The organism is Halomonas sp. QHL1 (assembly GCF_001882345.1).
In the GTDB taxonomy this organism is placed as follows: Bacteria; Pseudomonadota; Gammaproteobacteria; order Pseudomonadales; family Halomonadaceae; genus Vreelandella.
The window spans coordinates 1062792-1085350 of sequence record NZ_MINL01000001.1 but is presented as its reverse complement, the minus strand read 5'-3'; the positions used below and the strand labels follow the sequence as shown (position 1 = coordinate 1085350).

General features: G+C 53.3%; 18 protein-coding genes. 14 read left to right on the top strand and 4 right to left on the bottom strand.

Annotated elements, in window-relative coordinates; translation table 11 throughout:
• The first annotated feature begins 312 nt into the window (after window positions 1-312).
• The 5 genes from topA to QHL1GM_RS04910 all read left to right on the top strand — a co-directional run bounded on the left by topA (window position 313) and on the right by QHL1GM_RS04910 (window position 5189).
• On the top strand, window positions 313-2940 hold the full coding sequence (gene topA / locus QHL1GM_RS04930) for a type I DNA topoisomerase (protein WP_071693470.1): 2628 nt from the start codon (window positions 313-315) through the stop codon (window positions 2938-2940).
• Window positions 2937-3398 (top strand): DUF6586 family protein, encoded by a 462-nt coding sequence (locus QHL1GM_RS04925; RefSeq protein ID WP_071693469.1) that lies wholly within the window; start codon window positions 2937-2939, stop codon window positions 3396-3398. The genes topA and QHL1GM_RS04925 overlap by 4 nt, the downstream gene beginning before the upstream one ends.
• A gap of 48 nt (window positions 3399-3446) precedes the next feature.
• Window positions 3447-3911, top strand: a complete 465-nt coding sequence (locus tag QHL1GM_RS04920) for a hypothetical protein (RefSeq protein WP_071693468.1) — start codon at window positions 3447-3449, stop codon at window positions 3909-3911.
• 154 nt (window positions 3912-4065) lie between these two features.
• The gene (locus QHL1GM_RS04915) at window positions 4066-4695 is read left to right on the top strand and encodes a murein L,D-transpeptidase family protein (protein ID WP_071693467.1); all 630 of its coding nucleotides are present in this window, start codon (window positions 4066-4068) and stop codon (window positions 4693-4695) included.
• A gap of 230 nt (window positions 4696-4925) precedes the next feature.
• Window positions 4926-5189 (top strand): Lpp/OprI family alanine-zipper lipoprotein, encoded by a 264-nt coding sequence (locus QHL1GM_RS04910; RefSeq protein ID WP_008956598.1) that lies wholly within the window; start codon window positions 4926-4928, stop codon window positions 5187-5189.
• Window positions 5190-5368: 179 nt separating this feature from the next.
• Here the strand turns inward: QHL1GM_RS04910 and QHL1GM_RS04905 are convergent, their stop codons facing one another.
• A complete protein-coding gene (locus tag QHL1GM_RS04905) occupies window positions 5369-6550 on the bottom strand; it encodes a L,D-transpeptidase family protein (RefSeq protein ID WP_071693466.1) in 1182 nt (393 codons plus the stop codon).
• A gap of 111 nt (window positions 6551-6661) precedes the next feature.
• The gene (gene mfd / locus QHL1GM_RS04900; protein ID WP_175540351.1) at window positions 6662-10111 is read right to left on the bottom strand and encodes a transcription-repair coupling factor; all 3450 of its coding nucleotides are present in this window, start codon (window positions 10109-10111) and stop codon (window positions 6662-6664) included.
• 232 nt (window positions 10112-10343) lie between these two features.
• Between mfd and QHL1GM_RS04895 the strand changes: the two genes are divergently transcribed.
• The 9 genes from QHL1GM_RS04895 (at window position 10344) to sthA (ending at window position 20041) form a co-directional block, all read left to right on the top strand.
• Complete coding sequence (locus QHL1GM_RS04895) at window positions 10344-11798, top strand: glyceraldehyde-3-phosphate dehydrogenase (RefSeq protein ID WP_071693465.1); 1455 nt, start codon at window positions 10344-10346, stop codon at window positions 11796-11798.
• A 309-nt stretch (window positions 11799-12107) separates the two neighbouring features.
• Window positions 12108-13457, top strand: a complete 1350-nt coding sequence (locus tag QHL1GM_RS04890; protein WP_071693464.1) for a Na(+)-translocating NADH-quinone reductase subunit A — start codon at window positions 12108-12110, stop codon at window positions 13455-13457.
• A complete protein-coding gene (locus QHL1GM_RS04885; protein ID WP_071693463.1) occupies window positions 13457-14683 on the top strand; it encodes an NADH:ubiquinone reductase (Na(+)-transporting) subunit B in 1227 nt (408 codons plus the stop codon). Before QHL1GM_RS04890 ends, QHL1GM_RS04885 begins: the two co-directional genes overlap by 1 nt.
• The gene (locus tag QHL1GM_RS04880) at window positions 14683-15504 is read left to right on the top strand and encodes a Na(+)-translocating NADH-quinone reductase subunit C (protein ID WP_071693462.1); all 822 of its coding nucleotides are present in this window, start codon (window positions 14683-14685) and stop codon (window positions 15502-15504) included. Before QHL1GM_RS04885 ends, QHL1GM_RS04880 begins: the two co-directional genes overlap by 1 nt.
• 2 nt (window positions 15505-15506) lie before the next feature.
• On the top strand, window positions 15507-16175 hold the full coding sequence (locus QHL1GM_RS04875) for an NADH:ubiquinone reductase (Na(+)-transporting) subunit D (protein WP_071693461.1): 669 nt from the start codon (window positions 15507-15509) through the stop codon (window positions 16173-16175).
• A 1-nt stretch (window position 16176) separates the two neighbouring features.
• Complete coding sequence (nqrE, locus tag QHL1GM_RS04870) at window positions 16177-16794, top strand: NADH:ubiquinone reductase (Na(+)-transporting) subunit E (protein WP_009286984.1); 618 nt, start codon at window positions 16177-16179, stop codon at window positions 16792-16794.
• A gap of 72 nt (window positions 16795-16866) precedes the next feature.
• On the top strand, window positions 16867-18099 hold the full coding sequence (nqrF, locus tag QHL1GM_RS04865) for an NADH:ubiquinone reductase (Na(+)-transporting) subunit F (protein ID WP_071693460.1): 1233 nt from the start codon (window positions 16867-16869) through the stop codon (window positions 18097-18099).
• A 232-nt stretch (window positions 18100-18331) separates the two neighbouring features.
• Window positions 18332-18586 (top strand): (Na+)-NQR maturation NqrM, encoded by a 255-nt coding sequence (gene nqrM / locus QHL1GM_RS04860; RefSeq protein ID WP_022523176.1) that lies wholly within the window; start codon window positions 18332-18334, stop codon window positions 18584-18586.
• Between the two features lie 63 nt (window positions 18587-18649).
• On the top strand, window positions 18650-20041 hold the full coding sequence (sthA, locus tag QHL1GM_RS04855) for a Si-specific NAD(P)(+) transhydrogenase (protein ID WP_071693459.1): 1392 nt from the start codon (window positions 18650-18652) through the stop codon (window positions 20039-20041).
• Between the two features lie 52 nt (window positions 20042-20093).
• On the opposite strand, the gene QHL1GM_RS04850 is transcribed toward sthA, so the two are convergent.
• Entirely contained in the window at window positions 20094-21296 is a 1203-nt protein-coding gene (locus tag QHL1GM_RS04850; protein WP_071693458.1) for a diguanylate cyclase, read from the bottom strand.
• Window positions 21297-21588: 292 nt separating this feature from the next.
• Window positions 21589-22518: a PA2778 family cysteine peptidase gene (locus QHL1GM_RS04845; protein WP_071695918.1), complete on the bottom strand. Its 930-nt coding sequence runs from the start codon at window positions 22516-22518 to the stop codon at window positions 21589-21591.
• Window positions 22519-22559 lie beyond the last annotated feature (41 nt).

Here is a 22559-nt window from a genome sequence, read left to right as displayed (position 1 = left end):
CAGTGCCTTAGCTGACCGCGCCCCCGCCTATTTGGTGGGGGCGCTTTGTTTGTCTTAATGCCTTTTGGGTTGCTGTAATGCCGGTGGCAGTCTAGTGTCTAGCTACTATTTATCTGAAATATAACCTTGGTTGTCTGAAATCTACGGATTCTCCCTACGACTTGGTTGCCACTGGCGCTTAGCTAAGGGCTGGGGTAGGGTAGGCGCATTTTTTCATCCGTATCTTTTTTAACGGGCGGTTTCATCCCGGCGATACGGCACCGAATTCAGAGCACGCGCTGGACAGCCCGTGCATTAGGAAAGTGGAGCACTATGGGCAAGTCACTGGTCATCGTCGAGTCGCCAGCTAAAGCGAAGACGATTAACAAATATCTCGGCAACGATTTCATCGTGAAGTCGAGCGTGGGTCACATTCGTGACCTGCCGACCAGCGGCTCAGGTAAGGCAGCCTCCGACCCCAAGGAGCGCGCGCGCCAGGCCGCAGCGACACGCAAGATGTCGGCGGAAGAGAAGGTGGAGTATAAAAAGCGCAAAAGCCAAGATCAGCTAATTCGGCGGATGGGGATTGACCCCAACAACGGCTGGGAAGCCCGCTATGAGGTGCTGCCCGGAAAAGAGAAGGTCGTTGCCGAATTAAAGAAGCTGGCTGAGAAAGCTGACGCTGTCTATCTCGCAACGGATTTGGACCGCGAAGGGGAAGCCATTGCGTGGCACCTGCGCGAGACCATCGGTGGCGATGACAGCCGCTACAAGCGCGTAGTATTCAACGAAATCACCAAAAACGCGATTCAGGACGCGTTCAAGGCGCCTGGCGCGCTTAATATACCTCGGGTAGAAGCGCAGCAGGCAAGGCGCTTCCTGGACCGTGTGGTGGGCTTTATGCTTTCCCCTCTACTGTGGGCGAAAGTGGCGCGCGGGCTGTCGGCTGGCCGCGTACAGTCAGTCGCGGTACGCCTGATTGTCGAGCGCGAGCGAGAAATACGCGCCTTTATTCCTGAAGAGTTCTGGGATGTGCATGCGGATTTAGCCTCCCCCGAGGGTGAGCTGGTGCGTTTTGCCCTGGTTCGTCAGGATGGCAAAGCCTTTAAGCCCACGTCTGAAAAAGACACCCTGGTGCGCATTGAGCAGCTTAGAAAAGCCAAGCTGGCGATTACCTCTCGGGAAGATAAGCCCACCAGTTCAAAGCCCACGGCACCCTTTATTACCTCTACGCTGCAGCAAGCGGCGAGTGGCCGGTTAGGTTTTTCTGTTAAGAAAACCATGACCATGGCCCAGCGCCTCTATGAGGCGGGTTACATCACCTATATGCGCACCGATTCTACCAACTTGTCGAAAGATGCGGTTGAGGGTGTACGTAGCTATATCGGTGAAGAGTTCGGCGAACGCTACCTGCCAGAAGCACCGAATCGTTACAGCAGCAAAGAGAGTGCCCAAGAGGCCCACGAGGCGATTCGCCCCTCCAGTGTAGAGCGCAAGGCGTCCGATCTGGCTGGTATGGAGCGGGATGCTGAGCGTCTATATGAACTGATCTGGCGTCAATTTGTGGCCTGCCAAATGACCCCAGCAGAGTACCTTTCAAGCACTCTGAGTGTGGAAGTCGATGGCTACGAGCTACGTGCCAAAGGCCGTGTGCTGAAGTTTGATGGTTATACCCGGGTGATGAAGCCTAGCGGTAAAAATGAAGATCAGACCTTGCCTGACTTGCCAAAAGGCACGCCTATGGCATTGGAGGCGCTTGATCCTCAGCAGCACTTTACCAAGCCCGCGCCACGCTACACCGAAGCAAGTCTGGTCAAAGAGCTTGAGAAGCAGGGCATTGGTCGGCCTTCCACCTACGCCTCAATCATCTCGACGATTCAAGATCGCGGCTATGTGAAACTGGAAAACCGCCGCTTCTACGCTGAAAAGCTAGGCGACATCGTCACCGAGCGTTTGAAAGAGTCCTTCCCTGATTTGATGGACTTTTCGTTCACCGCCCGCATGGAAGATAGCCTGGACGAAGTCGCCGAAGGCGAACGCAACTGGCAGGCGCTGCTGGATGCCTTCTACGGCGAGTTCCGTGAAGAGCTGGTCAAGGCGGAGAGTGAAGATGGCATGCGCCCCAATCAGCCAGTGCCGACGGATATCGACTGCCCAAGCTGTGGCCGTCATATGCAGATTCGGACCGCTTCCACGGGGGTTTTCCTGGGCTGTAGTGGCTACAATTTACCGCCTAAAGAGCGCTGCAAAACCACCATTGATCTGATTCCCGGTGAAGAGGCGGTAGCCGAAGACGCGGGCGAAGAGGCTGAAACCAATGCATTGCGTGCCAAGCGTCGCTGCCCCAAGTGTGGCACGGCGATGGACAACTACCTGATCGACGAAACGCGTAAGCTGCACATCTGTGGTAACAGCCCCGACTGTGACGGCCACGAAGTGGAAAGTGGCAAATTCAAGATCAAGGGCTACGACGGCCCGATCATCGAATGCGACAAGTGTGGCTCTGAGATGCAGTTGAAGTCAGGCCGCTTTGGCAAGTATTTTGGCTGTACCAATAGTGAGTGTAAAAACACCCGGAAGCTGTTGAAAAGTGGCGAAGTGGCGCCACCTAAAATGGATCCAATCCCAATGCCGGAGCTGGCCTGTCAAAAAGTTGACGACCACTACGTGCTGCGTGATGGGGCGAGTGGGCTGTTTTTGGCCGCTAGCAAATTTCCAAAAAATCGTGAAACGCGACCGCCGCTGGTGAAAGAGCTGAAAGCGCATGCTGATGAGCTGCCCGAGAAATATCACTTTATTCTCAAGGCGCCCAGCGAAGATCCGGATGGCCGCCCAGCGCAAATCCGTTACTCGCGTAAGAGTAAAGAGCAGTACGTGATGACTGACGAAGAAGGCAAGGCCACCGGCTGGAAGGCCATGTTTGATGCCGGTAAATGGCACGTGGAGGACAAGCGTAAGTGAATGCACCGTCACGAACCAACCAGTTGCTCTACCAGGCGGAGCTGTTAGCCACCTTGCCCCCGGGGAATGATGAGCATGCCACAGCGCGGCAGATGGCGCTGGAGGAGAGTGCGCTGGCGCTGTTTGAGTTGGCACTTGAGTCGCTGCTGCGCGAAGTGACCGAGCACGCGCGTTTATCGGAGCACCGCTGGAATGTATTGCTGGCCCAAGATGGTCCGGCCCTGGCCGAGCTGCAGCGTTTGCGCGACTTAAAAGCCCAGCCGGAAAGCTGGCTGAACTGGTTGGAGTTTCAACTTGAGCGCCTGCATAGTGACGACGGTGCATCGCGGCGCGCTACTCACAACCCCGCTATGATTGCCGTGGGCAATCAAACCGGTTTGCGCCAGCAGCTACTGGATAATCTTCAGGCGGCCAAGCGTGAAATAGGCGCGCTGCGTGAAACCAGCCTGGAGTGGTAGTGTTTTTATTGCTATGCATCGCTCAAGTCGTCATGAAAGGAGATTATGATGCGCTATAACCAGGTGAAAGATTTAATCGAATGGGCCACGGATTTTCATGCCAGGATGGCGCGGCAGTACAGCGAAGCCGCCGAAAAAGCGGATAATGAGCGCTTAGAGATGGCGTTTAATTACTTGGCCAGCCGCGAGCTGAAAATGAAAACGGGCCTTGAAGACCTTTTCCAAGATGGCTCTGATCATTCAGAGGTACTGGAGTTATGGTTCGATGATTCGAGCGATTTCCCACAGCCGCCTGAATTGGATCGTTTGGCGGAACAAACGATCGCTGGCTCGATAGACGATGCGATGAGAACTGCCACATCGGCGCATCAGCGTCTTCAGGCGCTCTACGAACATCGTGCTGCGCGAGCGAAAATTGAGCCTGAAGAGGAGTTTTTCAACGCCCTGGCTCAAGGTCATAATTCCGAGATACGTCATATAATGGCGAGCATGGAAGAGTTGCAGGGCGTTTGATGGAGTCTTTATCAGTGGATTATTGGTCGCCGCTCTTGGGAGTTTCAGCCTTGCACATGACGAAATTACTAACGGCGAAACTGGGAATAAGGTATAACAGCCACCAGATGCGCCCAGTCGGTCAATCACGGGCTAACTTGTTTCGAGAGCTGTCATGTTTTTAGTTAATCGCCGTCGATTTTTAGCCATGGTGTTGAGCTTACCAGCCGTGGCCAGCGCTGCTGTCACTGCGCCCAGCCAGGGCAGCGCCAGCGATCTTGTAGAAACGATGCTGAGTCGTGCCCATGTGCCGCGTCATAGCAACGAACTATGGGTTCTGGTGGACGATAAAGAAGCCACCCTCAGCGTGTTTCGTGGTAACGCGCTGCTGGAGCGATTTGCGCCCATATCACTTGGCCGTGCTGGGGCTAAAACCCAACGGGTTCGCGGTGATAATGTGACCCCCATGGGCGAATTTCATATCAACCGTTTTAATTATGAAAGCCAGTGGCGTACCTTCATTGGTATTGATTACCCAACTCCAGTGCACGCTAGAATGGCGCTGGAAAAAGGTATTTATTCCCAAGCTGATTATGATGATTACTTCAACTACTATCGACGTTACGGCAAACCACCGCAAAACACCGCGCTAGGTGGGGCGATTGGAATTCATGGCCTTGGAAGCGCAGACCCCGATATTCATGGGCGCTATCACTGGACTCAGGGGTGTGTTGCCGTTACCAATGAGCAAATCGATCGCTTGGCAGCGCTAGTGGGTGTTGGCACTCGGGTAGTGATCCGTTAAGCTACTGCCGTTGATGGAAGTTCGAGGTTTTAAACAAGTGGCTATAGACAACCGCTGTGGTCTATTATAAAACAGCGTTTGACTTGCGTGCTTCGCAGCACAAGTCACTGAAAAGAACCTGCACCGCAGGTAGACAAATTTGAGCTAAGAACTTATTCTAATTTAAGTGACTGGTCTTATTTTTGTCATACCCTTAACGTAGTACCCAAGGACGACTCAAGGAGAACATTATGACTCTGAAAACTACTCTGAAGATGACTGCTGCTGCCGCTTCTCTGGCAATTCTTGCAGGTTGTGCTTCTACCGGCGCGCTGGAAGAAGTTCGCATGACTGCAGAATCTGCACAGGCTGACGCTGCAGAAGCACGCAGCATGGCTTCACAAGCTATGAACACTGCAAACCAAGCCCAGCGCGACGCGCAGGCTGCTCTGCAGATGTCTGAGCAGAACCGTGAAGAAATGAACCGTATGTTCCAGCGTTCCATGCAGAAGTAATTCTGCTTGGGCTGCTGAGGGAGTCAGCTGACTTTCTCAGCAGCTGCTGGAAGAAAGCTGTAGTTAGTTAATACACTGAAAGCAAGACGTCGTAAGTTAAGGCGTCAGACCAGCAGGTTTTGATACTAGCTACGCAAAAAACCCCGCCAAGGCGGGGTTTTTTGTTGCTAGGTGGTTGGTTAAGCGTCTTTATCGCCGTCAGTGGCGGCGCTGAGCTTGAGTTCGTCAATCAGCTCAACAGGTTCTGGTTCTGGCTCTGGTTCAGGTGCCTGAGGGCCAAAGAGGGCGATAAATTGGCCGTCTGGGGCTTCTACGGCGCGCTGAATCCGTTCAGCATCTATTTCAGCGTCATTGTCAGTTAGCTCAGTAACCCGCTCCAGGGCGTTGAGCAGCGGCTCAAAGCCTTCCACGTTCTCTTCCAGTTGTGGAAACGACTGTACAAACAGCGTGCCGTCGGCTGCAAAGCCTGCTTTGAATGGCGCATCCATTAGGTTGACCTGGGTGCCGCTAGGCAAGCGCTCGTAGAGCGATTCGATATCTTCCGGGTACATCCGGATACAGCCGCGGCTAACGCGCATGCCCACGCCATCAGGACGGTTGGTGCCGTGAATCAGGTAGCTCGGCATCGCCAGCAGGATTGCATGCTCGCCCAAGGGGTTGTCAGGGCCGGGCGGCACCACGGAAGGCGCTGGTTCGCCGCGTTCGGCTGCTTCGCGACGCATGGATGCCGGTGGCGCCCAGGCGGGGTCCTTAACCTTAATCGTAGTGCGGGTAATGCCCACGGGGGTAGCGAACTCTTCACGCCCTACGCTGACTGGGTAAGTTTCGACAATGCCGGGCTTATCGGCAGGGTAGTAGTAGAGGCGCAGCTCAGACAGGTTAATGACAACGCCTTCCCGCGGCGCAGGTGGCAGAATGTACTGAGTGGGGATCACCACCTCGGTTCCAACGCCGGGTACCCAGAGACTGACATCCGGGTTGGCCATGCGAATCTCTTCATAGCCAATGTTGTGACGCCGGGCGATATCGATCAGCGTCTGCTTGGGGTCTTCGACAACGACGGTATAGCGCTCCCCAATGACATCGCCATTTTCAGGTAGGCGGAAGTGGCCGCGCGGCAGCTCGTCCTGGTCAGCAACTTGGGCGGCACTGTCCACCGCGTCAATGCTGATTTCCTGTGCTTGCTCTTGGGCCGGTTCTTCAACTTGTTCCTGCGCCTGCAGTTCTTGCACTTGCTCTTGGGCTGAGTTGTCTGCTTGCTCGTCAGCCGGTTGCGCAAAAGCGGGGCTCACCAGGCTAGCGGCGAGTAGCACGGCCAAACTGGTAGGGCCCCAGTGGGTAAAGGTATCGCGAATGTTCATGGTCGTTCCTAATATGTTAATTCACTGCTGATGCGCGTTGCTGGGCCATTAAGGTCAATCAACGACTGTTGGTCAACTTGGCCATGGCTACTGGCAAGTTTGCCCCAAGCTTCACGCCGCCGCTACTTTTTGATTAAGGGTGCTGAGTAGGTTTTCAAGCTGCTGGAAGCGCTTGTCGACACTTTCCATTGGTAATTCAAATCGTAAGGTGTCAGAACCGTCTAGTCGGTAGTGCTTTGGAGAGGTCTGAATGAGCGTCACCAGCGTTAAGGGATCCACCTGGGTGCTGCTATCAAACAGCACTCTGCCGCGGCTCTCGCCAGCCTCGATCTTGCTGATGCCTAACTGCTCTGCACGGTGGCGAAGCTTGGTCTGGCGAATAAGGCTCTTCAGCGGGTTGGGTAGCAGGCCATAACGGTCAATTAACTCCACCTGAAGCTCTTTAAGCTCGTTATCGCTTTGCGTGTTGGCAATCCGCTTATACATGACCAGGCGCTGCTGCACATCGTGAATATAATCACTTGGAATCAGCGCGGGCAGGTTGAGGTTGATTTCCACGCCGGTATTGAAGGGCGCATCGATATTGGGTGTTTTGCCTGCACGAATGGCTTTTACCGCTCGATCCAGCATCTCCATATAGAGCGTGTAGCCGATGGTTTCCATCTGGCCGCTCTGTTCATCCCCTAGCAGTTCACCCGCGCCACGGATTTCCATATCGTGGCTGGCCAGAGTAAAGCCTGCGCCTAGATCATCCGAAGCGCTAATCGCTTCCAGACGCTTGATGGCATCACGGGTCATCGCTTTAGGCGGTGGCGTTAATAGGTAGGCGTACGCCTGATGGTGGCTACGTCCGACCCGGCCGCGCAGTTGGTGCAGCTGTGCCAAGCCAAATTTATCGGCACGTTCGATAATGATGGTGTTGGCGCTGGGCACATCAATGCCGGTTTCAATAATGGTCGAACAAACCAGCACGTTAAAGCGCCGATGGTAGAAGTCCGACATGATGCGTTCCAGGCTGCGCTCGGGGAGCTGGCCATGGGCAACCGCTACCCGCGCTTCGGGGATCAGTTCGCGGATTTTTTCGGCACTGTTCTCAATGGTTTTGACTTCGTTATGCAGCACGTAGACCTGGCCGCCACGCAGTATCTCGCGCAACAGGGCTTCCTTGATGATACTGGTATCGTGCTGCTGGACAAAGGTTTTAACCGACAGTCGGCGGGCGGGCGGCGTGGCGATAATCGACAGGTCGCGGATGCCGCTCATGGCCATATTGAGCGTGCGCGGAATAGGCGTCGCGGTCAGGGTCAAAATATCGACTTCGGCACGCAGCGTTTTGAGCTTCTCTTTTTGTGCCACCCCGAAACGGTGCTCCTCATCGATGATCAGCAGGCCCATTTTGGGCAGCTCAACGCTTTTGGCGAGCAGCTTGTGGGTGCCGATGACGATATCCGTTTGGCCGCTCTTAATGCTCTCAAGCGTCTGGGTGACCTCTTTGCCACTAGTGAAGCGGGATATCAAGCCAATATTCACGGCGGTGTCGGCAAAGCGGTCGCGGAAGTTCTCGAAGTGTTGTCGCGCCAGCAGCGTAGTGGGCACCAATACCACCACTTGGCGGCCAGACTGCACGGCGAGAAACGCTGCACGCATGGCCACTTCGGTTTTGCCGAAGCCGACGTCGCCACATACCACACGATCCATGGGCTGCGGGGAGGTCATATCGCTGATGACCGCTTCAATCGCCGCGTGCTGGTCGGCGGTCTCTTCAAACGGGAAGTTGCCTGCAAAGCGCAGATACTCCTCGCCTGGCGCTTCGTAGACCACCCCTTGCTGGGCTTCCCGGCGGGCGTAGACATCCAGCAGTTCTGCAGCGGTATCACGAATCTTCTCGGCGGCTTTACGGCGGGCTTTTTCCCACTGATCCGAGCCTAGTTTGTGCAACGGGGCCAGTTCGTCGCCAGCACCACTGTAACGGGAGATCATATGCAGGCTATCGACGGGCACATATAGCTTGGCGCCATCGGCGTAAGAAAGCGCCAGGAACTCATTTGCCTGGCCACCGGCTTCTAAGGTTTCCAGCCCTAAATAGCGGCCCACGCCATGGGCCTGGTGAACCACTGGCGCGCCTTCGCGTAGCTCCGACAGGTGGCGTACTGCAAGTTCATTGTCATCGGTGGCTTTTTCGCGCCGACGGCTCTGGCGTACCACGTCTCCAAACAGCTCGGTTTCACTAATCACCGCAATGCTTGGATTATTTAGCCACAAGCCGCTGTCGACCAAGCCTTCGGTAATCGCATAGGTATGATCGCTAGCAAGAAAGTCGTGGAAGCTGTCGGTATGCGGAAGGGCGAGCTTAATTGGCGACAGGATCTCTTCCAGGGCTTCCCGGCGCCCCCGCGACTCCGCCACAAACAACACCCGGGTTTGGGCGTGGGAGTCTAGGAAGGCTGATATTTCCGCCAATGGCTGCTTTGCGCGAGCATTGATAGAGAGCGTGGGGAGCGGGGCCGCTTCAGGCTGCTGCGCATGGCGCTGCTCGCTATCCTCGGTTAGCTCTATGCGCGGGCGGGCTTTGATCGCCGAGAATACGTCGTTGACCGGAAAAAACGCCCGATGAGGAGGTAGTAGCGGACGGGTTGGGTCAACGCCCAAATTAACGTAGCGGGCATCGATCGACTGCCAGTGCTGCTCGGCGGCCTCAAAAACCCCTGGCAGCAGTGCTACTCGGGTATCGACGGTCAGGTGGTCAAACAGTGAAGCTGTCTGCTCAAAAAACAGTGGCAGGTAGTGCTCAAGCCCCGGTGAGGGGATACCCTTCAGTGCATCGTTATAAAGCGGGCACTGGCGCGGATCGACGTCGAACAGAGTCTCAAATTGCTCGCGGAAACAGGCAATCGCGCTGCGGCTTAGCGAGTACTCGTGGGCGGGGAGCAGTTCTAGCGATTCAAGCTTATCGGTCGAGCGCTGGCTGCCAGGGTCAAAGTGGCGTAGCGAATCGATCTCATCATCGAACAGGTCAATTCGGATTGGCTCATCCATGCCCATCGCAAAAAGGTCAATCAGCGCGCCGCGCATGGCGTATTCGCCGGGCTCATACACGGTTTCCACAGCGCGATAGCCTGCTCGGGAGAGCGATTCACGAAACGCTTCGCGATTCAATCGTTCGCCGCTTTTAAGCGTCATTACACGCCCGGCGATGTACTCAACGGGGGGTAAGCGCTGCATCAGAGTATTAATCGGCACTAGCACGATGCCGCGAACGCCATCTTGCAACTGGCGTAGGGTGCGTAGCCGGGCCGAGACAATATCCTGATGGGGTGAAAAGCTGTCGTAGGGTAGCGTTTCCCAGTCGGGGAAAGGCAGCACCGGTACGTCGCTATAGAAGTAGAGATCTTGTTCAAGGCGTTGCGCGCTGGCCGTATTGGGAGTAATCACCAATAGCGGGGCTTTGGTGGCAACGCGGGAGAGTGCCAGCGCAGTCGCGCTGCCCGGCGGCGATGTCCAGTAAAGCGTATCGCGAGTCCCTTGGGGCTGGGGCGGTTCGAGCAGAGAGAATGTTGGCATAAGCAAGATATCGTTTTGCGCTGAAACGGAAGGGAGATCATACACGATCACCCGTTTCAATTAGAGTGCCGCGACTTATGGTAGCGGCTGAATCGTTTTTGTGAGGCCGTTTTGTAGTGAGATCGGCATTTCTGTAATACCCCTACATGCTGTGCGACTATCCATTCATTGCGACCACTGCGCTTGCCCCGGATAATGCATTTTCCGTTCCTACTACCTGATGAGGCCGCACGTGAGTCAGCAAGCGCTCGAAAACGTTTTTCAAGAATGGCAAGGCAACGAAGCCTTGGCGGAGCAGATGATCCCGTTAGTAGGGCAGCTCTATCGTCAGAATAACGTCGTTGCCACCATGTTCGGACGTTCGCTGATCAAACGCTCGGTCATCCGAATTCTCAAAGATCACCGCTACGTGCGCAAATTAGAAGGGACTGAGCTCTCCGTTGAGGATACCTACCCCATCGTGAATGGCATGGTTGCTTTGAACCTTGGCCCCGCCCATGTAGATGTAGGCAAGCTGGCGGTAATGTTCAAGAATCAGGGCGGTGGTGATGTCGAAGCCTTTCTGCGCAAAGAGTTGCACGAAATTATTGATGGCTACCAACCGGGTGCTAGCACTGGTGAACCACAAGATGTAGTGCTCTACGGTTTCGGTCGCATTGGTCGTTTGCTGGCACGGGTGATGATTGAGAAAGCCGGTGGCGGTAACCTGCTGCGTTTGCGCGCTATTGTAGTGCGTGGCCGTGGGGATGTGGCTAAAGACCTTGAAAAGCGCGCCAGTCTGCTGCGTCGTGACTCCGTACATGGGCCTTTTGACGGCACCATCATGGTTGATGCAGAGGCCCGTACGCTGACGGTCAATGGCAATGTTATTCAGGTGATTTACGCCGATTCGCCCAGCGATATCGACTACACCGAGTATGATATCGATAACGCGGTAATCGTTGATAATACCGGTATCTGGCGCGATGAAGAGGGCCTGGGCCAGCACCTGAAGTGTAAAGGCGCTGCCAAGGCGCTGCTGACCGCGCCGGGTAAGGGCGATATTAAAAATATCGTTTATGGCATTAACCACGAATCCATTGGCGACAGCGATCTCATCGTCTCTGCCGCGTCGTGTACCACCAATGCGATCGTCCCAGTATTGAAGGTGCTTAACGATGAGTATGGCGTGGTGAATGGTCACGTGGAAACCGTGCATGCCTACACCAATGACCAGAACCTGATCGACAATTACCATAAAGGTGATCGTCGTGGCCGCAGCGCGGCGCTGAATATGGTCTTGACCGAGACAGGTGCTGCCAAGGCCGTATCCAAAGCGCTACCTGAGCTCGAGGGTAAGCTGACCGGCAACGCCATCCGCGTGCCAATTCCCAATGTCTCCATGGCCATTCTCAACCTGACTCTGGATAAAACGACTGACTCCTCGGCGCTAAATGATTACTTGCGTCGTATGTCGATTGAGTCTGCCTACCAAAAGCAAATTGATTTTGTTGACTCTGCAGAAGTGGTGTCGTCGGACTTTGTAGGCAACCGCCATGCGGGTATTGTCGATGCCAAGGCCACCATTGCCAATGGTCACCATGCGGTCATCTATGTGTGGTACGACAACGAGTTTGGTTATAGCTGCCAAGTCGTACGTATTTTGCAGCAAATGTCTAACGTGCGGTTCTTAAAGCTGCCGCGCTAACCAGTTAAGCGCAGGGAAGCCCGCATGCTGGGCTTTGTCGCTCAAAAAACCATCAGCGCCACCTTCGGGTGGCGTTTTTTTTGCTTCTATAAAGCCTTTTTTTAATCCATATAGCACTTTTGGCGACCATCAGGGATGTGGTCATTGGACGCGCTTATCTTTATAATACGATGGATTTTTCGGGGTGGTTCAAGTGCTGCTTGGGCCGGACTGGTAACTATCTGAGCAGAAAACAACAATTCACTGAACAGAAAATAAGCATTCGAACCCCTTACCTTCGTATATCCGATCCAACAACTGGGCGAGACTATGATCGAAGTCAAAAAAGGCCTGGATCTCCCCATCACGGGAGCGCCCGAGCAGCGTATTGAAGATGCGCGTCCTGTGCGCCACGTGGCAATCCTGGGTACCGACTACGTTGGCATGAAGCCAACAATGGAAGTCCAGGAAGGGGATAAGGTCAAACTAGGCCAATTGCTCTTCACCGATAAGAAAATTGATGGTGTGCGCTATACAGCGCCCGCTGCCGGTGAAGTGCTTGCAATAAACCGTGGCGAAAAACGTCGTTTACTATCTGTCGTAATCAAGGTTGACGAAACTGAGGAAGCGGTTGAATTCGCTGCTCACGATCGTAGTGCACTAGCACAGCTTGAGCGCCAGGTTGTTGTCGACCAATTGGTAGAGTCGGGACTCTGGACTGCTTTACGCACCCGTCCTTTCTCGCGCACTCCGGCCATTGATAGCACCCCGGCCGATATTTTTGTAACCGCCGTGGATACTCATCCACTTAGCCCTGACCCAGCCCTGATCATTAATGAACAGGCGCAGGCATTCGAGGATGGCCTCAAGGTGTTAGCGCGCCTGACCGAGGGCAACGTCTTCCTATGCACTGGCGAAAATGCCTCAATCCCGGGTGGCGATGTTGACGGCGTAAAAACCGAAAGCTTTGCTGGTCCCCATCCTGCTGGGCTTGTCGGTACTCATATTCATTACCTTTCTCCGGTCGCACTGCATAAAAAAGTGTGGCACATCGGCTATCAGGACGTTATCGCGTTCGGTAAGTTCTTTGTAGAAGGGAAGCTGGATATGAGCCGTGTGGTCGCCATCGGTGGCCCGCGTGCTGAGAATCCTCGCTTGATACGTACACGTGTTGGCGCTAGTACGGATGAACTCCTGGCAGGAGAAGTCATCAAACCCGAGGACACTCGCGTAATCTCCGGCTCTGTTTTCTCTGGCTTTGCCGCCGAAGGTCAACTGACCTACCTTGGCCGTTTCAGCAATCAACTAAGCTTGCTGGAAGAAGGCAATAAGCGCACGTTTATGGGTTGGCTGTCTCCCGGTGCTAATCGTCACTCTGTCTTGGGTATTTACATCTCTAAGATTAAGGGCCTGAGTAACTATGCGCCGACCACCTCTACCAATGGCTCCGAGCGTGCTATGGTGCCGGTAGGTGCATATGAGACGGTGATGCCGCTGGATATCATGCCAACTCAGCTACTGCGTTCGCTGATCGTGGGCGACATTGAGGTTGCCATGCAGCTTGGGTGTTTGGAGCTGGACGAAGAGGATCTGGCGCTGTGCACGTATGTTTGCCCCGGCAAATACGAATATGGCCCCATCCTGCGTGACAATCTCACCATGATCGAGAAAGAGGCCTGATGATGGGTATTCAACAGACACTCCAAAATATCGAGCCGCATTTCCACAAAGGCGGAAAGTACGAAAAGTTCTATCCGCTATTTGAAGCGGTAGATACGATTTTCTACACACCGCCGAGCGTGGCCAAAACCACTGCCCACGTGCGTGACGGTATCGATCTTAAACGCATCATGATTACCGTATGGATGTGTACCTTCCCAGCAATGCTGTTCGGTATGTGGAACGCAGGCTGGCAGGCTAACACCGCCATCGACGCTGGCTACGCTTCTATGGCCGGCTGGCGCGAAGCGATTATGATGACGTTCGCGTCTGGGCACGATCCCAGCAGTTTTTGGGCTAACTTCGTTCTAGGCGCTACCTACTTCCTGCCCATCTATTTGGTCACCTTTGTGGTCGGTGGTTTCTGGGAAGTGCTGTTTGCAATCAAACGCGGCCACGAAGTTAACGAAGGTTTCTTCGTTACTTCGGTGTTGTTTGCTCTGGTTCTTCCGGCAACTATTCCGCTTTGGCAGGTGGCGCTGGGTATCACCTTTGGTGTGGTAATCGGTAAAGAGATCTTCGGCGGCACGGGTAAAAACTTCTTAAACCCTGCGCTTACTGGCCGTGCATTCCTTTACTTCGCCTATCCGGCGCAAATCTCTGGTGATGCTGTATGGGTCGCTGCGGATGGCTATACCGGTGCGACGGCACTCTCTCTCGCGTTTCAGGACGGTATGTCTGCGTTGACCGACACCTTTAGCTGGTGGGATGCCTTCCTGGGCTTTATCCCTGGCTCTGTAGGCGAGGTCTCGACGCTAGCGATCTTTATCGGCGCGGCAGTACTGCTGTGGACGCGGATCGCCTCCTGGCGAATCATGCTGGGGGTATTCCTGGGCATGGTGGTTACTAGCACGCTGTTCAACTTGATCGGCTCTGAGACCAACGCGATGTTTGCCATGCCGTGGTACTGGCACTTGGTAATCGGTGGTTTCGCTTTCGGTATGGTGTTCATGGCCACTGACCCTGTGTCAGCCTCAATGACCAACCAAGGCCGTCTGCTGTTTGGTGCGCTGATTGGTGTGATGACCGTTTTGATTCGCGTTGTGAACCCGGCTTTCCCGGAAGGCATTATGTTGGCGATTCTGTTCGCTAACCTGTTTGCACCGCTGATTGACCATTTCTTCGTCCAGGCCAACATTAAGCGTCGCGTTAAGCGTACCGGCGTTCCGGCCGAGGAGACTGCCTAATGGCACAAGGTAACAACTCCATCAAAAAAGTCCTGATTGTGGCGTTCTCACTGTGTATTGTGTGTTCCGTCATCGTCTCGACCGCAGCGGTCGCTTTGCGTCCAATGCAGCAGCTTAACCAGGAGCTCGATCGTAAAACCAATATCTTAAACGTTGCCAAGCTTTATGAGCCGGGCATGGACGTTGAAGCGGTATTTAGCGAAGAGATAACGGCTCGGGTCGTTGACCTGGATACGGGGGAGTACTCTGATGAGTTTGATCCCGATACCTACGATAGCTTTGAAGCTGCCCGTGACCCAGCCTCGGGTCGCACGCTTTCCGGCGATCAGGACATCGCAGGTCTATCACGAGTCGAAAACTATGCCACAGTTTTTCTGATTGGCGGTGAAGACGACCCGGAACAGATCGTGCTGCCTATTCGTGGTCAAGGTCTATGGGGCCTAATGCGGGGCTTCTTGGCCGTAGAGGGTGATGGCAATACGATCGTTAGTATCACCTACTACGAGCACAGTGAAACACCTGGTCTGGGCGCTGAAGTTAACAATCCGCGCTGGCAAGCACAGTGGGAAGGTAAGAAAATTTACGATGAAGAGGGCGACCTCTCACCGGAAATTCACCTGACCAAAGGCGGCGCCAGTGACGAATACGAAGTCGATGCGCTATCTGGCGCTACGCTGACCAGTAACGGCGTGACTAATATGCTGCAGTTCTGGTTGAGCGAAGAGGCTTTCGGTCCGTATTTGGCTAAATTCCGCAGTGGCACAGAGCCGGAAGACGCCGAAGAGACCGATACCAACTTCGAAGACGTTGAGGGGGCCTGATCATGGCGGACGTAAATGCAAAAGGCGTTTTAACGGCGCCGATTTTCCAGAATAACCCCATTGCGCTGCAAATCCTGGGGATCTGTTCGGCACTTGCGGTAACCACCAGTATGAGCGTATCGCTCGTTATGGCGCTGGCGGTTATTTTCGTAACGGCATTTTCAAATCTGTTCGTATCGTTGATCAGGAATCATATTCCCTCTTCGATTCGTATCATCGTGCAGATGACTATTATTGCCTCGCTGGTTATCGTGGTTGATCAGATTCTCAAAGCATACGCCTATGAGATGTCTAAGCAGCTCTCGGTATTTGTGGGTTTGATCATTACTAACTGTATCGTCATGGGGCGCGCTGAAGGCTTTGCGATGTCCAATACGCCGGGTATGTCGTTTTTAGACGGTATTGGTAACGGCCTCGGTTATGGCTTCGTACTCATGGTGGTGGGTTTCTTCCGTGAACTGCTGGGTGCAGGTAGCGTATTTGGCATCACTATCCTCCAAACCGTGCAAAACGGTGGTTGGTACGTGCCTAACGGCTTGCTATTACTGCCGCCTTCGGCGTTCTTTATTATCGGTCTACTGATCTGGGTGCTGCGTGCCGTTAACCCTGAGCAAGTAGAAGATAATGAGTTCAAAATGAAGGAAAACACCAAGCCCAAGGAGGCCGTGTAACATGGAACATTATCTGAGTCTTTTTGTTGCCTCGGTGTTTGTTGAAAACATGGCACTGGCGTTCTTCCTGGGGATGTGTACTTTCTTGGCGGTGTCCAAAAAAGTCTCCTCAGCGATTGGCCTGGGCATTGCGGTTATTGTGGTATTGACCGTCACCGTGCCGGTTAACAACCTCGTTTATACCTTCTTGCTACAGGAAGGTGCATTGACCTGGACCGGTATTAGCGGTGCTGAAAACATTGACCTCTCCTTCCTTGGGTTGCTCTCCTACATCGGTGTCATTGCGGCGCTGGTACAGATCATGGAAATGTTCCTTGATAAGTACGTGCCGTCGCTTTACAACGCGCTAGGGGTATTCCTGCCGCTGATTACCGTTAACTGCGCCATCCTCGGTGGTGTACTGTTCATGGTAGAGCGTAGCTATAACTTTGGCGAAGCCGTGGTCTATGGCTTTGGCGCGGGCACTGGCTGGGCGCTGGCGATTGCCGCCCTGGCGGGTATCCGTGAAAAGCTGAAGTACAGCGATGTGCCGGGTGGCCTCCAAGGGCTGGGCATTACTTTCATCACCGTGGGGCTGATGTCGTTGGGCTTTATGTCCTTCTCGGGCATTCAGCTTTAATCGGAGCCGGTTTTTCCCGGTGGTGCCAAGCATCACCGGGTAATAGAAAACCTCCAGCAATAGGAAACCGACATGGTTGATACAACAGTCATCTTGCTCGGTGTTGTCATGTTCACGGTCATCGTTATTAGCTTAACGGCGATCATTTTGGCAGCGCGCAGCAAGCTTGTGAGTAGCGGGGACGTGACCATTGAGGTCAACGGCGACCCTGAGCACACTTTGAAGACCCAGGCCGGTGGTAAGCTGCTAAATACGCTTGCGGCTAACGGCATTTTCCTCTCTTCCGCCTGCGGTGGCGGTGGTTCTTGTGCCCAGTGTAAGTGCCGGGTAGAAGAGGGCGGCGGCTCTATTCTGCCGACCGAAGAGTCTCACTTCACCATGCGTGAGAAGAAAGAGGGCTGGCGCCTCTCTTGTCAGGTACCTGTGAAGCAGGACATGAAAGTCGAAGTGCCTGAAGAAGTGTTTGGGGTGAAAAAGTGGGAATGTGAAGTTATCGCCAATCCCAACGTTGCCACCTTTATTAAAGAGCTGAATCTGAAACTGCCTGAAGGCGAAGAAGTTGCCTTCCGCGCCGGTGGCTACGTCCAGCTTGTTGCTACCCCTTATAATGTCAAATTCTCTGATTTTGATATTGAAGAGGAGTACCGGGGTGACTGGGAAAAATTTGATATGTTCAAAATTTCCCACAAGAACAACGAGGAAGTGATTCGCGCCTACTCCATGGCGAACTACCCGGATGAGAAGGGTATCCTCAAGTTCAACATCCGTATCGCCACGCCACCTCCCGGCACTGACCATCCGCCAGGCTTGATGTCGACTTACGTCTTCAGCCTTAAAGAGGGCGATAAGGTTACTGTGATGGGGCCGTTCGGCGAGTTCTTTGCCCGTGATACAGACGCTGAAATGATCTTTATCGGTGGTGGTGCGGGTATGGCGCCAATGCGTAGTCATATCTTCGACCAGCTTAAGCGCTTGAAGTCTGAACGCAAGATCACCTTCTGGTACGGTGCGCGCTCCTGGCGTGAAACCTTCTACAACGAAGAGTACGATCAGTTAGCCGAAGAGTTCCCCAACTTTGAGTGGCACTTAGCGCTTTCTGATCCTCAGCCGGAAGATAACTGGGAAGGGCCCACAGGCTTTATCCATAACGTGCTGTACGAAAACTATCTGAAGGATCACCCAGCGCCTGAAGATTGCGAGTACTACATGTGCGGGCCACCTATGATGAACGCCTCTGTTATCAAGCTACTGCTTGATATGGGCGTTGAGCCGGAAAATATCCTATTGGATGATTTCGGTGGCTAAACAGTCGGCGTAAGTCGATAGTAGCGTTAAGCGGGGCTGGCCTTTTGGGCTGGCCCCGTTTGTTTATAAACCCTTGTGAAAGGAATGACTTATCAACGCGCTGATAAGAGGGGCTCGGCTAAGGTATAATCAGTTTAACGATGAATGACCGTGAGGCACTTATCACTACGGCTGTTGTCGTCAGGTAAGGCCAATAATTTTAAGCGAAGCAGTGTAAAGCTGGGAGGTTGTTATGACTATTTGGCTACTGGTATTCGGTTTCATGGCACTGATTATGGGTGCGATGGCCGTGGGCGTCATCATGGGTCGCAAACCGATCGCCGGTTCTTGCGGCGGTTTGAATCAAATCGGTATGAAAGATGGTTGCGATATCTGCGGCGGCAAAGACGAGGTTTGCGAAGAAGAGAACCGCAAGCGTGGAGGCGTTCGTCGCCGTAGCGATGAGAGCCGTGGTGCCGATTTGGGCTATGACGCTACACGTCGCTAACAAGACTGCGTTGTATGCAACGGGACGATAATTGATCAAAAATTGCAAGGGGACGCAGAGAGCATGGCGGTTCACAATTACGATGTTGTGGTTATCGGTACAGGGCCTGCAGGGGAAAGCGCTGCCATCAACGCTGCAAAGCATGGTAAGCGCGTAGCGATCATTGAGAAGCAGGCGCAGGTAGGCGGCAACTGCACTCACTGGGGTACCATTCCTTCGAAAGCATTGCGCCATCAGGTCAAACAGATCATGGCGTTCAATACCAACCGTATGTTCCGCGATATTGGTGAACCGCGCTGGTTCTCCTTTCCCAAAGTGATGGAGCGCTCACGAGGCACTATTGATAAACAGGTAGAAATGCGTACCACCTTCTATGCGCGTAATCGCATCGACCTGTTCCATGGTGTCGCCCGGTTTAAAGATGAACACACGCTGCTGGTGCGTGACCGCCAGGAAGGCATGGAAGAGTTGGTGGCCAAGAAAATCGTGATTGCCACCGGTTCGCGCCCCTATCGTCCGGCGGATATTAACTTCCGCCATCCGCGTATTTACTGTTCCGATACCATCTTGAGCCTTTCGCACACTCCACGCACTTTGGTGATTTTTGGGGCAGGGGTGATTGGCTGTGAATACGCATCGATCTTTTCAGGTCTGGGCGTCAAAGTTGATCTCATTAATAACCGTGACAGTCTGCTGTCGTTTCTGGACGATGAGATTAGCGATGCGCTCTCTTACCATTTACGTAAGCACGGTGTGTTGGTCCGTCATAATGAAGAGTATGAGAGTGTTGAGGGCGATGAATCGGGCGTAGTGGTGCGTCTCAAGTCAGGCAAAAAGATTCGCGCTGATGCATTTTTGTGGGCCAATGGCCGCACTGGCAATACCGACAGCTTAGGCCTTGAGAACATTGGCTTAACCGCCAATGGGCGCGGGCAGCTAAGCGTCGATGAGCACTATCGCACCGCGGTTTCCCATATCTATGCGGCGGGGGATGTAATTGGCTGGCCGAGTTTGGCGAGCGCGGCTTACGATCAAGGCTTGAATTCTTGTAATGAGTTGCTCGATAAAGAGTATCGCTTTGTTAGGGATGTACCCACCGGGATTTATACCATCCCCGAAATCAGCTCGTTTGGCCCGAATGAGCGTGAGCTTACGCAAGCCAAAGTGCCCTACGAAGTAGGTAAAGCCTTTTTCAAAGATACCGCCAGGGCGCAGATCACCGGTGACACTGTGGGTATGCTCAAAATCCTTTTCCACCAGGACACATTGGAGATACTCGGGATTCATTGTTTCGGTGACCAGGCGTCTGAGATTCTGCATATCGGCCAAGCGATCATGCAGCAAGAGGGTGAGGCCAATACACTTAACTACTTTGTGAATACGACGTTTAACTATCCCACAATGGCAGAAGCGTACCGGGTAGCTGCGCAGAACGGCTTAAATCGGGTTTTCTAACGAGAGCTTTTAACCTGGGCAACTATTCAGAATTACCCTTTGTCATTGTCTTTTAAGAATCGATAGGCTCACCTATAAGGGGGTGGGCATACGTTTTTGGGCCTTTATAGGATGCGGGTTCAGCGGGAGGCAGCAGGCTTTCAGCACGGTTGCGTCCCAACGCTTTGGCTTTGTAAAGCGCTTTGTCGGCAAACGAATAAAGCTGCTCAAACGTCAGTGAGCCGCCATGGCATGTTGTTACGCCAATGCTAATGGTCGGGTTGGCGAGCAGATCTATACCGCTCAGCGTATTAACTTCAATCTCTCGGCGCAGCCGATCTGCTACCTGTAGGGCATCATGGGTAGTGGTGTTGGGCATTAATAAACAAAATTCCTCACCACCAATTCTCGCTAATGTATCGGATGGCCGGCTTAATTTGCGAAGCTGGTGACTAATCTGGCGAAGTACCTCATCGCCGGTAGGATGCCCGTAGGTGTCGTTAACGTGCTTAAAGTGATCCAGATCTAACAGCATTAGGCTAAGCGATCCATGATCACGTTGCGCTTGGGTGAGAGCTGCGGATGCTACATTGACCAAATGGCGCCGGTTATATAGCCCCGTCAGTTCATCAGTTAGCATTAACTGATGCATGACGTTGCGCTGGCGGTGCAGGTAAATAACCGCCAAGCAGAGCGTGATCGCAGCGCTGACCATCAGCACCAGTAGCACACTGACGGCGATCGAGAGCCGCTGCATGACCAGGCGTTGTTGAACGGAAATAGCGCGAACTTCTTCTAGCAGTTGATTGTACAGCCACGATTGAGCGCCACCGATCTCCATTGCAACGCGCTGTAATGGATCAATAAGTTCTGGCTGCTGTTGGGCTTTTTGTACCTGCTGGTTTAGATCTGAAAGGCGACTATTAAGCTCGCTGAAATGATTATTGAGATATTCAACATCTGAGATGAGATATCGATGGCGTTCTATACTTCTCTTTATGTTATTTAAGTGCTGCTTGGAAAGTGAAATAAAATAATCAATGTATTCAATCTGCTCGCTATTAGGCAAGCGGCTGCCTTCCTCTAGGGCGTCCCTTAACTGAGGTGTGGCTTGTTGGGCCAGTACAATGTCACTAATCAACGTGGTGTAGTCGGCACTGGCTTTTTGACTCGCACTGTAGACATAGCTGCCCATTACTGCCGACAACACGAATAAGAGAGCGGCAAAAATGGACGCTAAACGTCCGCCAGGCTGACGAAGAAAGCTAAGCATCATCACGAGGCAATCAGCAAGCTGACAATGATATCGCCCCTCTCAGCGTGCTGCTGAGTAGGCGTGGGAACGCTGGGCGAAGAAACGTAATCATCAAAAGAGAGCTTCCGTTGCAAAAGGCAGTTCAGCATGGCTCCTCTCCCACAAATGGTTAGGTAGTCCAATGAACAGGTTAAAGACAGCATCCTTATGCAACTTAAGCACTCACTGGCTATGTATGCCATCCCACAACTTTACTAATTGCAGGATCATACTTGTGCTCGTTATTATTAATTTTACAGCTAAAAACTGATATTTAATCCTTATTTAAAGACTCTAAGGCTAAACGAGCTTTTTCTTGCCAGCTGCCCGTCAGTGAGGCGGCGTGTTCTAATGCTTCTCGTGCGGCGATAGGTTCTTCTTGTTGAAGCAGTAAAAGGCCTAGATTTAGCCAGGCAGCGCCCATTTTTACATCAAGCTCCGTTGCGCGTTCAAAGGCGTTGCGAGCTTCCTCTGGTTGTTGGTTAGCATACAGTGCGTTGCCTAGCGCAAATTGCCCAATAGCATTGGTAGGATGGTGCTCGTTAAACGCTTGCCAGCTTGATAATGCAGCGCGGGGGCCGTGTGACTCTTCGTAGGCACTAATGGCTTCAAGCGCGTTACGGGCAGTAATACCCGCGGGTAGCGTACCCGGATCGGCCACCACAAAGCCCCAGCGCTCTGCGCGCGCCCAGGTGGCGTCGAAACGGCTAAACGACATTGTATGGCGTTCAATTTCGCCACTGCGCAGAATAAGCGTTTCATTGGGCAGATCGTATCCAATGGCCACGGCGTAGTGCCACATTGGGTAAATGGGGAGCGATAAGTTCTGCATTACCACCACCGGATCGCCTGCTGCCAAATGACCTAGCAGCGCATCCATGGTTCCTCGAATGGGATAAGCAAGTTGATCATAACGCCTTACAGTCGCTAGCATTTCTGGCTGTACGCTGCCATCCCGCTCAGGTAAAAACACTTGTGGGATCAGTTGCTCAACGTCGGTATCGACATCCTGATGATTGAGAACCATCGCCAGCGTGGCAGGGCCGCACTGAAACTCCGTTTGGGCGTAAAACGGTACGCTGGTGATTTCTGTATGGGCGGGTAGGGCTTGATAGGTACTTTGTAGTAGTACCGGATTTCGTGCGCAGCCGCTAAGCAGTAGCAGCAAAATAAAAACGCCCGCGAAGCGGGCGTTAGAAAGCATGTTATTCAAAAACGTGGTATTCAAAGACATGCTATTCAAAG